The following is a 14,355-nucleotide window of genomic DNA, read 5'->3' as shown; positions in this document are numbered from 1 at the left end:
CTCTAACCCTCGTGGCTCGTCGGGATGTCCTGGGCGGCTGCCCATTCGCCCACGTCCTGGCGTTCAATGGCCGCGGCCATCAGATCCGGGAACAGGTCGGGCGTGCAGGCGAAGGCCGGGACGCCAATTCCGGCAAGTGCCCTGGCATGGTCTGAGTCGAACGACGGATGACCGCTGTCGCTTAACGCCAGGAGCGCGATCATGGTCGTCCCCGACCCGACGATCGTGGCCGCCCGTTGCAGCATCTCTTCCGCAATGCCGCCTTCGTAGAGGTCGCTGATGAGCACCAGAATCGTCTCGGTGGGCCGGGTGATCTGGTCCTGGCAGTATGCCAGGGCGCGGTTGATGTCCGTGCCGCCGCCGAGTTGCACACCAAAGAGCACATCAACCGGATCGTCCAACTCGTCCGTCAGGTCGACAACCTCCGTGTCGAAGACCACCAGGCGGGTCCGCACCGACCGCAGCGAGCTGAGCACCGCCCCGAACACGCTGGAGTAGACCACGGACTCGGCCATCGACCCGGACTGGTCGATACACAGGATGATTTCACGCTGGACCTCGGTGCTGCGCCGGGTGTGCCCGACCACACGCTCGGGCACGATCGTCCGGTATGCGGGCTGGTAGTGCCTAAGATTTGCGGCGATAGTTCTGTTCCAGTCAATGTCCCGATGCCGGGTCCGTCGTGTCCGTGCCGCCCGGTTCAATGCTCCGGAGAGCGCCTGTATCGTCTTGGAGCGCAGACGGTCCTCAAGCTCGTTCGTCACCTGACGGATGACTGTCCTGGCGGTCTCGCGTGACTGCTCGGGGATGACACGGCCGAGGCCGACGAGCGTGCTCACCAGCCCGACGTCGGGCTGCACGGTTCGCAGCATCTCCGGCTCGAGGAGCAATTGCCGAAGGCCGAGCCGGTCCATGGCGTCGGCCTGCATCACCTGGACCACCGTGGACGGGAAATAGCCCCGGATGTCGCCGAGCCAGCGGGCAACGCGAGGGCTGGACGCGCCCAGACCCCCGCGGCCCTTCTTTTCTTCGGCTCCGTACAAGTCCTCCAGGGCCCGGTCGCGCCGGGCGTCAGCGGTGGAGAGGACGACGCTGTGTCCCTCCGCTGTGGTGACGCCGTCGGCCTCATGGCCGCCGAGCACAAGGCGCCAGCGGCCCAACCGGCCGCGGTCGTCGGTATCTGCGTCGGTCACGCGATCGCCTCCCATCCGAGGTACCTGGCCATCGTCCGGACCGCGGGGCCCGCGGCGGTCAGGTCCAGGTCGGTCTGGCTGACGATGCCCACTTTGTCGCCAATGCGGCTGACTTGCTCTCCGATCTCGCGCCGCTCCGGCCGGCTGAATGCTGAAAATGTCCTGCGCAGGAGCGGCAGGACGTCGTCGAAGATGGCGTCGTCCACCCCGGCGACCCAGTCGTCCACGATCTGCAGGAGCCGCCGATCATGAATCAGCAGTGTTGCGTCTCCGGAGATGAGGCCGTCCAGCCAAGCGGCGGCTTGCCGTGAGGGAGTGGCGATCGAGAGCCGCCGGCTCAGCGTCGCCGCGACGTCGTTCCCGTCGACCAGGCCTGCGTCCAGAAGGAGCCTCGTGGCCCGACCTGCCACCGAGCCGTGGATGCCGTCCGAGCCTGCGACGGCGGCAAGCGCCCGGTGCCAGTCGTCCGGTGGCAGGTCGGGCAGCAAAATGAGGCCTTGTTGGGCCGAATCGACGGCGCGTCGCATGGTGTCGGCGGCCTCGTCGTCCAGCCCGGCGCAGGCAGTGGGCAGCCCCACGCACGCCCGCACAACCGTCGTGTCAAGAATCTTCCGTACGCCCGTGACGTTCACGCCGCGCACGTTGCCGTACCGGCAGGTCCGGGCAAGGGGGGCGATGGTTTCCAGCAGCGGCGCGACGTCTTGTTGCAAGGCGGTGCGCTCGGCAAGGACCGACACCACGCCGCCGATGCCGTCCGGCAGGTCAGCGAGCAGGGAGCTTGCGAGCAGTTCGCTGAGCGCCGTCAGGCTGCCTGCGTCCTGGGCGCGTTCGGCCACGCAGTTCGCGGCAGCGGAGGCGACCGTAGTGCCGTAGCGGCTGGCTTCCACCACGGCCACCGTTAGCTCCGGCTCCCAGTTCAGTGTCCACACCTCCTTGAACGTGCCCGTCGTCCGGCCGGATTCGCTCTGTGTGCCCCAATGCACTCCAAGCAGCGCCAGCCGGTGCAGCAGAACCGAGCGGGCCAGCTGGTTTGGCTTGCGCAGGTCAAGGGTAAGGACCTCTTCCATGGCGCTCGGTTTCCACCGGAGCTTGCGTTGAGTGGCTGCCAGATCGGCGGCCAGGGGGACTGTGGGCGCAGACTCCGGTACATTCCCCAGCTCGAGCCCAACGGTGAGTTCACGGTGGACCAGGGCCAGCGGCAGAGGTGAACCGTCGCACAAAACTGCCTGCGCGGCGTCGTCCAGTTCGGACAGTCCCGGGCTGGGCCGTCCACGGACGGCGGCAAGGGCATTCGCCATTCGGCTGGCGTCCACTACAGAGGCAGTCGATGCGTCGAGGTGTTCACGGCGCAGTGCATGGGCTACCCGGACGAGCCAGGTAGTGGACACGTCCGTGCCGGGCTCCTGCGCCATCCAGTGTGTGAAGAGGTGCTGGTACCAGCCGGGCGCAGTGACACCGGCCCCATAGCCGCTGCGCAAGCTGAGCCGGTCCGAGGTCCATGGCACCCAAGTCACCGCGACCTTGGCCTTGGGCAGCCCGGCCAGCACCTTGTTGTCGGCAGAGACCGGGGGAAAGCCTGAGGGCACGAGGGCAGGCGCATGGTACGCACCACACACCACGGCGATCCGCCCATGCCCTTCGCGAATGGCGGCACGCAGCAGGCGGCGCATCGCCGCTTCCCGACGGTTGTTCTCCATAACGTCGGGATGGCTGCTGGGCCTGTCGTCGGCCGCCCGGATCTCCGCGATGGCCTCGGTCAACGCCGCGAACCGCTCGACGGGGTCTGTATTCGGTTGCTCGATGGCGTCCTCCCACCACCGCTCCGGATCGGTGTAGCCGGCGGCGCCGGCCAGCATCCCAATCGCATCGGGGCGGTACGGCTGCTGCATCGGGGCGGGAGGTTCGGCGCCATCCACGGGGGGATCGCCGTCGTCGATGGCTGTTGTTGGCCCGTCCGGCGCGGGAGCCATGCGGAGGGCGAAGGTGTGCGCCGCGGGCAGGTCGATCGCCCGCACCTGGGTGCCGGTGGAAAGCGCCCAGCCAAACGCCACCCACTCCGGCGAGAAGCTCGCCATCGGGTAAAAGGAAGCGAGCCGAGGCTCATCGGCTGCGTAGATCAGCCCGGCGATGGGCGGCGTCATCTGCGGATCGGACAGCAGCGGAATCACCTGGTCAAGTTCCGGGGGACCTTCAACCAGCACCAGATCCGGCCGGAGGGATGCCAGCGCCTCGGCGACCGAATGCGCCGAACCGGGGCCGTGATGCCGGATCCCCAGGACGTAGACGTCTGTCATCGGTCAGTTCGATGATTCGAGGTCGCGGCAGGCCCGGTACAGGTCCTTCCACTCCGGCCTGTTCCGGACGACGGTTTCCAGGTACTCCTGCCAGATCACACGGTCCTGGACGGGGTCTTTGACCACTGCGCCCACCAGGCTGGCCGCCACATCCGGGGCCCGGACGGTGCCGTCACCGAAGTGGGCGGCGAGGGAGAGCCCGTTCGTCATCACCGAGATGGCCTCTGCCGTCGACAGGGTCGCTGAGGGCGATTTGATTGTTGTGCGATGGTCCTGCGTTACTCCGGCGCGCAGTTCCCGCATGACGGTGACCACCCGCCGGACTTCGGAGAGAGCTCCCAGATCAGCCGGAAGCTCCAGGGCAGTGCCCAGGCTGCGGACGCGGGTGGTGACGATCTCGATCTCCTGCTCGATGCTGTCCGGGAGCGGCAGCACCACGGTGTTGAAGCGGCGGCGCAATGCCGACGACAGATCGTTGACGCCCTTGTCCCGGTTGTTGGCCGTCGCGATGATGTTGAAGCCCTTGCGGGCCTGGACCTCTGCATTGAGTTCGGGGATCGGCAGGGTCTTCTCGCTGAGGATCGTGATCAGCGAGTCCTGCACGTCGGACGGGATCCTGGTCAGTTCCTCCACCCGTACCAGGCTCCCTGCCTCCATCGCGCGCATCACCGGTCCCGGGACCAGGGCCGCCCGGGACGGGCCGTCCGAGAGCAGCCGGGCATAGTTCCAGCCGTACCGCAGTGCCTCTTCCGGCGTGCCTGCGGTGCCCTGCACCACGAGGGTAGAGGCTCCCGAAATGGCCGCGGCCAGGTGCTCTCCCAGCCAGGTTTTCGCGGTGCCCGGCAGGCCAAGCAACAGCAGCGCGCGGTCTGTGGCAAGCGATGCGACGGCGATTTCGACCAGCCGCGCGGAACCCAGGTATTTTGGTGTGATCTGTACGCCGTTCGGCAGGGTGCCCCCGAGGATATAGGTGGTCACCGCCCACGGAGACAGCTGCCAACTGGGCGGCCGGTGCCGGTCGTCAACAGCCGTCAACGCGCTGAGCTCCTCAGCGTAGGCGTTTTCGGCATGGGCGCGGAGGACATCGGGGGCGGTCGGGGCGTCGTTCATTGAAAAGCCTCCGTCAGGGATTGTCGGAATGATTGGTATTGAACGGCATCACGAAGCACGCGGCGCCGGGCGGCGTCTGCGTCTGGATGCTCAAGCAGGCGCCGGGCTTGTTCGGCGGCCTCGGGCGGCAGCGCCGCAGGCAGGGTGTCGGCGAGCATGGTTGCCAGCTGGCCGCCGTTCTTGGCGTTGATCTGCTCAAGCACGGCTTCAGCCAGGGGGCGTCCCCATGGTCTTGGCATGTCGCGCAGCGGTTGAACGAGTGTCCAGGGGTTTGCCGTGCCGCCGCGCAGGTGCCGGACGAGCGTGTCCTCGCGCTCGGCGGCGGGCAGGCAATTCAGCAGCCGCAGGTCCGTGCGGACGTCGAGCAGCGCACGCACCCAGTCAAGGTCGGCCCGCAGCGCAGCGGTGGTGACGATCGTTTCGAGGGCGCGGGGTTCGCCCTTCAGCAGCGCCACGCTCGCCGCTGGCGTACGGCCGGCCGCCGTCGTCCAAACATCGAGGGGGGCACCCCTGATGATGGCGTCGAGCCGGCCCAGCCGGTCGGGTTCACCACTGCGTGGGGCCGGCGCGATCCCGTCGCGCAGTCCTGCCGCGTCCGGCTCAGGCGGGAGGTCGATCTCGAATTGCTTGCGCAACAATCCTTTGAAGCGAAGCAGCGGCCGCAGCCTGGCAGCCATGCGGACCGCGCGGGCGCTCTCAGGGAGCCGGTCCAGTAGGGCGGCGGCTACCTCCCGCACGCTCTTTGCGGTGTCGTCAAGGGCCCGCTCCAGCAACTCCTCGTCATCTGCCCGCAGGTTCGCGGCCAGGGTGGCCAGATGGGCGGCGCGCTCCCGGGCACCGAGCGTATCCCAATGCGTGACCAGCAGCTCGCGGGCGGCGGCCGGATTACTACGGCGACGCCGTTCCAGTTCCGTCGTGGCGTCAGCACTGTTCAACTCTGCCCAGTCGGTCGTCATCGCCGGACGCGGATCGGCGCCCCCGGCCGTTAGGTCCTGAAGCCAGCGGCCCCGGGTTCCGATCGCAGGATGTAAATGCTCCGCCACGCTGGATTTTGCCTCTGCCAACATCAGCAGGCTGGGCAGCAGCCGGTGCGGAACACGCCGTCCGGAAGCCTCGGCAAGCAGCAGCCAATCGACCACCAGCAGGCTTCGGAGTTCCAGCCCGACGGGCGGCTGGGTGAGCAGCAGGTCCAGCAGGCGGCAGGCCTCGCCCGGGGCCTCGGGCGCATCGTCCGGTGGGGCCGGACGAGGGACATCTGGAGCGTCCATAGAAGTGGAAGGCCGGGCAGCGCGGGTGACTGCATCGGCCATGGCTGCTTGGTCCAGCAGTGACTCCTCGCCGGAGACGCCATCCGGCGGGCGGACACCCAATTCCACAGGCGGAAACGGGGCCGGGTGGCGCGCGGTGCCAACGAGTGCCGCCGTTTGAAGCTCGGCCAGCCAAGTCATGGGGTTACCACCGCTCCACCGACGACTGCGGACAGAGGCCGGAAGCGGCCCTCCTCCAGTTCGCCGAACAGGTCCACAGGGTGGCCGCCGGTCAGGGCCAACAGGGAATCCAGGGGCGCGTCGACCAGGGGGAGTGCGTTGCCGGATCCGTCCCGGAGCCAGCCGTAATTGCCAGGGCAGATGCGCACCCCGCTCAACAGGACCGGGTGACGCTCACACCACGGGGAGAGTGCCACCGCCGCCGATTCAATTTCCAACGCTTGCGCAATGTTCCCACCCTCGCCGAGGCTGGCCGCCAGTCCTTGCGGGGCTACGGGCCCGGTGAACATTGCCCGCCGGGGCCCGGAGCCGGGATACCGCGCGACGGTGACATCCAGCATCGCACCCGCGAGCTGAGGCGTCGCCAGAGCGTCACTGTGGGCAGCAAAATCGAGTACCACGATGATCGTTCCGTCGGGGGCGCGAAGCCAGGTCCGCTGTTGCTGGAGCCGGCCGTCGTCGCTGCGGTGAGTGCCAAGCACCAGCCACGGACCGTGCAGCGCTTCGGTGCCCTCAACTTCGGCGGTGGGCACCGCCCAGCCGACGGCCACCCGGAGATCGGCGAGCTCGTCGGGAGTCAGGGTGTCCCGTTTGCGCCACGCCTTGGTCAGCGCCCACCAGCGCCCGGCCCGCAGAAGCAGGTGAACGCCCCAGTCGGTCCGTGCGTGCACATCTGATCCCATCGCCCGCACCTGGGCGGCTAAACCCGGAAGCTGGGCATCGACAAGGCGCCCCGCCACGCCGTCCCACCATGAATACGGCTGGGTGCGGGCCGACGCCAGGCCGGTCCGCACCAGGTCCGTCAGCCACCGGGCAAAGTCGTCAATCCCCGCATCCATCAATGCCAGCCGGTCGGCCAGTCGCTTGGCCTGTGCCGCCGGATCCACAACCGGCTCGGACTGGCGCCGCTCGCGCACGGCGGTCCGCTCTGCCCGCTGGGAGGCCCACTCCTGCGCGAAGGCGGCTGTCTCCGCGGCGGCGTCGGCCGCCTCGCCCCGCGTCCACATAAGCAGCAGCGCCAGGGCATGCTTGCAAGGGAACTTCCGGCTCGGGCAGGAGCATCGATAGGCAGGAGCGGCGACATCAATGCTCACTTGGTAGGGAGTCTTTCCGCTGCCTTGGCATTTGCCCCAGACCAGGACGTCGTTGCTCCCCGTGTCGGACCAGGGGCCGGGATGTGCCAGCTTGCGGGCGGCCGTCAGCGACGATGGGTCGGGCGCGGCGCTGATCACCCGCTCCTCGCTCCAACGCCCCATGAAGCACATTGTGCCCGATGTCACAGATACCGCAAGGGAGGCAGAACGGTGTGGCGGCGGCGCACCACGCCGGTAAACGGTCAGTGACGCCCTACACGGTGTCCGGCCGCTGATCTCCCTTGTGGCTCCGCAGATTCTCCTGCACCTTGCCGAACAAATCCTTGATGGTCGTCTCCGTATTGGTGAGCATGTCCGGCTGGACGTAGACCTGTTGGGCGGGAGGCAGGCTGTAGTGGGAGGCCAGGCCACCCGCGCTGTCCACCCCCGCCAGCGCGATGGTCACACCACCCTCTTTGCGCGCAATGGCGCCAATCCGGCCGAAGACCACTGTAAATTCGTCCGGCTGGAAGCTCACGGTCAGTCCGACATGTGTCCGGTTAAGGTCACTTGCCGTGACGGCCTTCTCGTTCCCGGTCCCTGCATAGTTCATGTCGATCTCCCGGATAGCTGGTGGCGTTGTAAGCGAGCAGTCTACGTCCGGGACCGGAGACGGGGTAGGGACCCGCCGGCTGCCCGATACCGGACCGGTCCCGGCGTGGGGGAGAATGCGTTCATGACCAAAGACGATCTCCGGCCTGTCTACTTCCTTTCGGACAGCACCGGCATCACCGCGGAAACGCTCGGCAACACCTTGCTGACGCAGTTCCCCGCGAACCACTTTGACCGCATAACGGTCCCCTTCATCACCACGGTCGAACAGGCCAGGACGGTGGTCGGGACGATCGACAAACTGGCCGCCGCGGGCCTGCAGCCGATCGTCTTTTCCACCGCGGTAAGCAGCGATATCCGCCAGGTCCTGGGTACGTGCCAGGGAATCATCGTGGATCTCATCGGGGCACATGTCGGACAGCTGGAGCAGGCCCTCGGTTCGCCGGCCAGCGGCGAACCCGGCAGGGCCCATGGCCTGGGCAATGCGGAGCGGTATCAATCCCGGATGGCCGCCGTCGAATACGCCATGGAACACGACGACGGCCAAAGCCTGCGGGCGCTCGAAAAGGCCCAAGTCATCCTGGTGGCGCCGTCCCGCTGCGGAAAAACGCCCACCACCATGTACCTGGCCCTACAGCACGGCATTTTCGCCGCCAACTTCCCGCTGGTGGACGAAGACTTTGAACGCGAAGGGCTCCCCAAGCCGCTGAGGCCTTTCGTTGAGAAGTGTTTCGGGCTCTCCTCCAACCCCCTGCGCCTGAGCCAGATCCGCACCGAACGGCGCCGGGGTTCACCCTACGCGTCGCTGCGGCAGTGCGGCTTCGAGCTGCGCAGCGCCGAGCAGCTGTACGTCTCCCATAGGATTCCGTACCTGAATTCGGCCACGGTGTCCGTCGAGGAAATGGCGGCAACCATCCTGCAGCGGATGAACCTCAAGCATTAGGGAAAAGTTTCACAAACTTAGTGTGGCGCACGTCATGTGGAAAGTGCGCTGGAGACCTGTCACTGTGGACAGGACTTGCGCCCATCAACCGGCCATCGCCGCAAGCGGGGCGGCGCACTTGCATGCCATCATCTGCAAAGGAGCAGTAACTATGACGACAGACATCCTGTGGTTCTCAGAACTCGGACTCAAGGACCTGGACCGGGTGGGCGGAAAGAACGCCTCCCTCGGTGAGATGGTGCAGAACCTGACCTCCGCCGGCGTCCAGGTTCCCGACGGCTTCGCCACCACCGCGGATGCCTACCGCAACTTCCTGGCGGATTCGGGCCTTGACCAGAAGATCGCCGACCGGCTGGTCGGCCTGGACACCGATGACGTCACCGCCCTGGCAGCCGCCGGGCAGGAGATCCGGGCCCTCATGCGCAAGACGCCCTTCCTGCCTGACTTCGAAGCGCAGATCCGGAACTCCTACCAGCAGCTGGTGGACAAGCACGGCGGGTCTGAGGACCTGTCCTGGGCCGTCCGTTCCAGCGCCACGGCCGAAGACCTCCCCGATGCCTCCTTCGCCGGGCAGCAGGAAACCTTCCTGAACGTCCGCGGCATCGAGAACATCCTACTCGCCATCAAGGACGTGTTCGCGTCCCTCTACAACGATCGGGCTATCGCCTACCGGGTGCACCACAAGTTCGAGCACGCCGAGGTGGCGCTCTCGGCCGGCATCCAGCGCATGGTGCGCTCCGACGTCGGCGCCTCCGGCGTCATGTTCACCATGGACACGGAGTCCGGGTTCCAGGACGCCGTGTTCGTCACGTCCTCCTACGGCCTCGGCGAGGCCGTCGTCCAGGGCGCCGTCAACCCCGACGAGTTCTACGTGTACAAGCCCGCGCTGCAGGCCGGCCGGCCCGCCATCCTCAAGCGAGGACTGGGCGAGAAGGCCCTGCAGATGACCTACACGAGCAGCCGCGAAATCGGCCGCACCATCGACTTCGTGCCGGTTGAGGCGTCCCTGCGGAACCGCTTCAGCCTCACTGACGACGACGTCGAGCAGCTCGCCCGGCACGCCGTCGCCATCGAGAACCACTACGGCCGCCCCATGGACATCGAATGGGGCAAGGACGGGATCGACGGCGGCCTGTACATCCTGCAGGCGCGCCCGGAGACCGTGCAGTCCCGCCGGGCCTCCGGCAGCCTGAGCCGGTTCCGGCTCAACGGGACCGGCCGGGTGCTGGTCGAGGGCCGCGCCATTGGCCAGCGCATCGGCGCCGGCAGCGTCCGCATCCTCACCGCGATCGACCAGATGGCCGCCTTCAAAACCGGTGATGTCCTCGTCGCCGACATGACCGACCCGGACTGGGAACCGATCATGAAGCGTGCCTCCGCCATCGTGACCAACCGCGGCGGGCGCACATGCCACGCGGCCATCATTGCCCGCGAACTGGGGATTCCCGCCGTCGTCGGGACCGGGGACGCCACCGACGCGCTCTCCGACGGACTCGACGTGACCGTGTCCTGCGCCGACGGTGAAACCGGCGTGATCTACGACGGGCTCCTGGACTTCAGCGTCGAGGAAACCGAGATCACCCAGCTGCCCGAGGCCCCCGTCAAGGTCATGATGAACGTCGGCACCCCGGAGCAGGCTTTCACGTTCGCGCAACTGCCCAACCACGGAGTGGGCCTGGCCCGGCTCGAATTCATCATCAACCGCCAGATCGGCATCCACCCCAAGGCACTGCTGAACCTCGACGAGCAGCCGGCGGACGTCGCCGCGGAAATCCGTGAGCGCATCGCCGCGTACGAGAGCCCGCGCGACTACTACATCAAGCGCCTGGCCGAGGGCGTGTCCACCATCGCGGCGGCCTTCGCGCCGGAACCCGTGATTGTGCGCATGTCCGACTTCAAGTCCAACGAGTACGCCAACCTGATCGGCGGACCCGCCTACGAGCCGCACGAAGAGAACCCGATGATCGGCTTCCGCGGCGCCTCACGCTACCTCGAGCCGTCCTTCCGGGACTGCTTCGACCTCGAGTGTGAGGCCCTGTCCTTTGTCCGCAACGAAATGGGCCTGACCAACGTCAAGCTGATGATCCCGTTCGTGCGGACCCTGGATGAGGCCCGCGGCGTTATTGAACTGCTGGGGGAGAACGGCCTCACCCGCGGCGAGAACGGCCTCGAGGTGATCATGATGTGCGAGATCCCATCCAACGCGCTGCTCGCCGACGAGTTCCTGGACTACTTCGACGGGTTCTCCATCGGCTCCAACGACATGACCCAGCTGGCCCTGGGCCTGGACCGGGACTCCGCGATTGTCTCGGGCGGCTTCGATGAACGCGATCCGGCCGTCAAGAAGCTCCTGAGCATGGCCATCGCGGCCTGCAAGGCGCGCGGCAAATATGTCGGCATCTGCGGCCAGGGTCCGAGCGACCACGCGGACTTCGCCGAGTGGCTGGTCGCGGAAGGCATCGATTCGGTCTCCTTGAATCCCGACACCGTGGTGGACACCTGGCTGCGCCTTGCCGGCTCCACAGCCGGCCCGGCCGTCGAGGCGGGCGTCGGCGCCGGGGCAAACTGACAGCCGCGGCGTCCAGGTAAGACAGGCAGGACACCCGCCGGGCAGCACGGACTGAGAATTCCAGACTGTGCTGCCCGGGCGGCCGTTCAGGCGTTGGATGCCAGGTTTTAGCGCGCTACAACGAGCGCCTGCGGGGCTGCCTGCTTCATCCGGGTCTGCAACCAGCGCAGCTGGACGGCTGTTTCGCCGTCGCAGCGGGACACGACGTCAAGGAGTTCCCGGTCGCGGAGCGCCGAGCCGGCCTGTTTGACCATGGCCCAGGTGACATCGACGAGGCTCGCCAGGAGATAGAGGTCCTGGAGGTCGCGCAGCAGGCCCACCGGACCCTGCCGCGTTGCGGACAGCCCTTCGGCATGAATCCGTTCGGGCTCGTTATCTGAGGGGTCCTCGCCGTAGCGCTGAACGACGGGGAGCAGCAGCCGGCTGTGCTCCTCACACTGCGTTGCCAGCGTATGGCACAGGAAGTGCACGTCGGGCTCGGCGGCGTGGCCGGCTGCCACTTGGCGGAAAGACTCCGCGAGGGTCTGTTCGGCCTTACGGAGCATTCCCAGATAGATTTTCAGGTTCATGGCGTTCCTCCCTGCGGGCCGCGCCGGACCGCATCGGGAAAGCGGGGCGGAGAGCCGCCGACCCGTTCTGTGGCTTCGGCGTCTTTGCCTCCAGCGGTCGGCCGTATGGATCGTGGCCCAGCGGCAGCAGCCGGGCGCGATGCCGTCGTGGTGGGTGCCGGGGCGGGGCCGGTGGCGTCACTGATCTTCTCGACACTCACGGCGGCATTCTTGAAGACGGGCTGTTTGGACACGGGATCCCACTCCGTGATCGTGAGTTCATTGGCAGCCGTCGGGTGTTCTGCGGGGGCACCGTCCTGGTCCCAATAGCCATAGTGAAACGGTGCGAAGACGGTGCCGTTTCGGATGTCGCTGACGCGGGCAGGGACCTCGATCCGGCCCCGCCGCGACGTCACCTTGACGAGGTCGCCTTCCCGGATTCCCAGCCGGCCGGCGTCGTCCGGGCTGATTTCCACCCACGCGGTTGGGGCCGCGCTTGTCAGTACCCGGGATCTTCCGGTTTTGGTCCTCGTGTGGAAGTGGTAGGCGGTCCGGCCGGTCGTATACCGGAACGGGTAGCGGCCGTCGGGCTCCTCATGCGGGGGACGGTAGTCCGCCGCTTTCAGGATGGCGCGCCCGCCCGGCGCCTGGGCTCGGAATGCTTCCGGACCGGCAGTGGCGCCGGTGAGGAGATCGTGGCCGTAGCTTTCGCAGTAGTCAGGGTCGGTGGGGAAGATGCCATCCTCGTAGAGCCGTTCCCTGCCCTCCGGATTCGCGGTGTTGCACGGCCACGGGATGCCGCTGCCGCCGCGGAGCCTGTCATAGGTGATGCCGGTATAGTCGCAGGGCCGGCCGCGGGAACATTCCTTCCACGCCTCGAAGGCCTCCTCAGGGCCCGCCCACGGCAACAGGGGTTCCCCGCGTAACGTGGTGAAGCCCATGCGGCGGGCGTAATCGAGGAAAATGTCCAGGTCGCTGCGTGCCTCCCCGGGCGGCTCCACGGCCTTGTCCGAGAGGTGGACGGTCCGGTTGGCGTTCGTGAAGGTACCGGTCTTTTCGCCCCACCCGGCGGCGGGAAGCACGACGTCGGCGAGCTGCGCCGTCTCTGTGAGGTACAGATCCTGGACCACGAGGAACAGCCCGGGCTTGGCCAGGATGTTCCGGATCCTAGGGAGTTCGGGCATGGACACGGCTGGGTTGGTTGCCGAAATCCAGAGGAATTCGATCGAGCCCTGTTCGGCGTAGCGGAAGATCTGCATGGCGTGGGTCGGGGGAGCCCAGTGCGGGATGGTCAGCGGGTCCACGTCCCACAGCGCCGCGAGTTCCGCGATGTGGTTCGGGTTTTCCCAGTTCCGGAAGCCGGGGAGATCGCCGTCTGCCCCGCATTCGCGGTTGTTCTGGGCCGTTGGCTGGCCGTTCATCTGCAGAATCCCGCACCCTGGCCGGCCCAGCAGCCCCCGCAGCAGGTGGAGGTTGTTGACCTGGCACGACGCCGCGGTGGCCTGGGCGGACTGGTAGAAACCCTGAAGGACAGTGGAGAGCACCCGCGATGAGGTGCCAAAGATCCTCGCAGCTTCCCTGATGCCGGCGGCGTCCACATCGCAGACCGCTGCGGCCGCTTCAGCCGTCCATGGCTCGACCGCGGCTCTGAGTTCGTCCAGGCCGAGAGTATGCGCCCGCACGTACTCCCGGTCGGCCCAGCCGTTGGCCAGGACTTCACGGACCAGTGCGTTCATCAGGGCGAGATTGGTACCGGGCCGGACAGCCAGATGAACGTCCGCGTACTTGGCAACCTCGGTGTCGCGGGGGTCGACGCAGACGAGCCTGGGCCGGTCCGGTCCCGCAATGCGGTCAAGCACACGCGACCACAGCACGGTCTGCGTTTCGGCCATGTTGTGCCCGTAAAGAAAGATCGCGTCGCAGCTGTCGATGTCCGCATAGGTTCCGGGCTGGCCATCCGCCCCGAAAGACTCCTTCAACGCTGCAGCCGCCGTCGCCGTGCAAAGGCGGGTATTGCCGTCCATGTGGGGAGTGCCAATCCCGCCCTTGCCGAGGACGGCAAGGGCGTAGTATTCCTCGAGGAACAGCTGGCCGCTGGTGTAGAAACCATGGCTGAGGGGTCCTCGTTCCTCCAGCAGCTGCCGGCTCCGCTGGGTGATCCGGTCCATCGCGGTATCCCAGTCGCATTCGATGAGCCGGCCGTTCTCGCGGATCAAAGGCCGTGTGAGCCGGTCTTTCCCGGACATCCCCTGCCAGCTTGCAAAGAGGCCCTTGGGCCCAAGCCGGCCATGGTTGACCAGATCCCCTGCGCGGCCGCGGATCCCGACCATGGCGCCGTCCTTTACGGCGATGTCGCACGCGCAGCCGTTGCTGCACAGCACGCAGGCTGATTGAACCCACCGGTCCACGTCGCCCTCGGTGACGGTCGCATCCAGAGCCTGGTCCACCCGCACCGGCCACAGGCCGTCCTTCGGATAGGGGGTTCGTGTGCCCCAAATCTCGGCAATCCGGTCAACCACTCTCATC

General features: G+C 67.1%; 10 protein-coding genes. 2 read left to right on the top strand and 8 right to left on the bottom strand.

Translation table 11 applies throughout. The annotated features are described in order from the left end of the window. Positions 1-2: 2 nt before the first annotated feature. The 6 genes from ARTB_RS04590 to ARTB_RS04565 all read right to left on the bottom strand — a co-directional run bounded on the left by ARTB_RS04590 (position 3) and on the right by ARTB_RS04565 (position 7,770). Positions 3-1,193 carry a VWA domain-containing protein gene (locus ARTB_RS04590; protein WP_243177910.1) on the bottom strand — a complete coding sequence of 397 codons (1,191 nt, stop codon included), beginning with the start codon at positions 1,191-1,193 and terminating at the stop codon, positions 3-5. Further along, on the bottom strand, positions 1,190-3,487 hold the full coding sequence (locus tag ARTB_RS04585; protein ID WP_243177909.1) for a DUF5682 family protein: 2,298 nt from the start codon (positions 3,485-3,487) through the stop codon (positions 1,190-1,192). The genes ARTB_RS04590 and ARTB_RS04585 overlap by 4 nt, the downstream gene beginning before the upstream one ends. A gap of 3 nt (positions 3,488-3,490) precedes the next feature. Then, a complete protein-coding gene (locus ARTB_RS04580) occupies positions 3,491-4,597 on the bottom strand; it encodes an ATP-binding protein (RefSeq protein ID WP_243177908.1) in 1,107 nt (368 codons plus the stop codon). Next, a complete protein-coding gene (locus ARTB_RS04575; protein WP_243177907.1) occupies positions 4,594-5,865 on the bottom strand; it encodes a DUF5691 domain-containing protein in 1,272 nt (423 codons plus the stop codon). Before ARTB_RS04575 ends, ARTB_RS04580 begins: the two co-directional genes overlap by 4 nt. Before the next feature lie 176 nt (positions 5,866-6,041). Beyond that, the gene (locus ARTB_RS04570) at positions 6,042-7,340 is read right to left on the bottom strand and encodes an SWIM zinc finger family protein (RefSeq protein WP_243177906.1); all 1,299 of its coding nucleotides are present in this window, start codon (positions 7,338-7,340) and stop codon (positions 6,042-6,044) included. Positions 7,341-7,431: 91 nt separating this feature from the next. Then, positions 7,432-7,770, bottom strand: a complete 339-nt coding sequence (locus ARTB_RS04565) for a hypothetical protein (protein WP_243177905.1) — start codon at positions 7,768-7,770, stop codon at positions 7,432-7,434. 123 nt (positions 7,771-7,893) lie between these two features. Between ARTB_RS04565 and ARTB_RS04560 the strand changes: the two genes are divergently transcribed. Both ARTB_RS04560 and ppsA read left to right on the top strand, forming a co-directional pair. Continuing rightward, complete coding sequence (locus tag ARTB_RS04560; RefSeq protein WP_243177904.1) at positions 7,894-8,712, top strand: pyruvate, water dikinase regulatory protein; 819 nt, start codon at positions 7,894-7,896, stop codon at positions 8,710-8,712. Between the two features lie 151 nt (positions 8,713-8,863). Continuing rightward, positions 8,864-11,281 carry a phosphoenolpyruvate synthase gene (ppsA, locus tag ARTB_RS04555; protein ID WP_243177903.1) on the top strand — a complete coding sequence of 806 codons (2,418 nt, stop codon included), beginning with the start codon at positions 8,864-8,866 and terminating at the stop codon, positions 11,279-11,281. A 107-nt stretch (positions 11,282-11,388) separates the two neighbouring features. Here ppsA and ARTB_RS04550 read toward each other — a convergent pair whose 3' ends face one another. After that, a complete protein-coding gene (locus tag ARTB_RS04550) occupies positions 11,389-11,850 on the bottom strand; it encodes a hypothetical protein (RefSeq protein WP_243177902.1) in 462 nt (153 codons plus the stop codon). Further along, complete coding sequence (locus ARTB_RS04545; RefSeq protein ID WP_243177901.1) at positions 11,847-14,354, bottom strand: molybdopterin oxidoreductase family protein; 2,508 nt, start codon at positions 14,352-14,354, stop codon at positions 11,847-11,849. The genes ARTB_RS04550 and ARTB_RS04545 overlap by 4 nt, the downstream gene beginning before the upstream one ends. Position 14,355 lies beyond the last annotated feature (1 nt).

This window comes from Arthrobacter humicola (assembly GCF_022803015.1).
Taxonomy (GTDB): domain Bacteria; phylum Actinomycetota; class Actinomycetes; order Actinomycetales; family Micrococcaceae; genus Arthrobacter; species Arthrobacter humicola_A.
The sequence above is the reverse complement of the archived record's forward strand: the minus strand, read 5'-3'. Positions and strand labels throughout refer to the sequence as shown.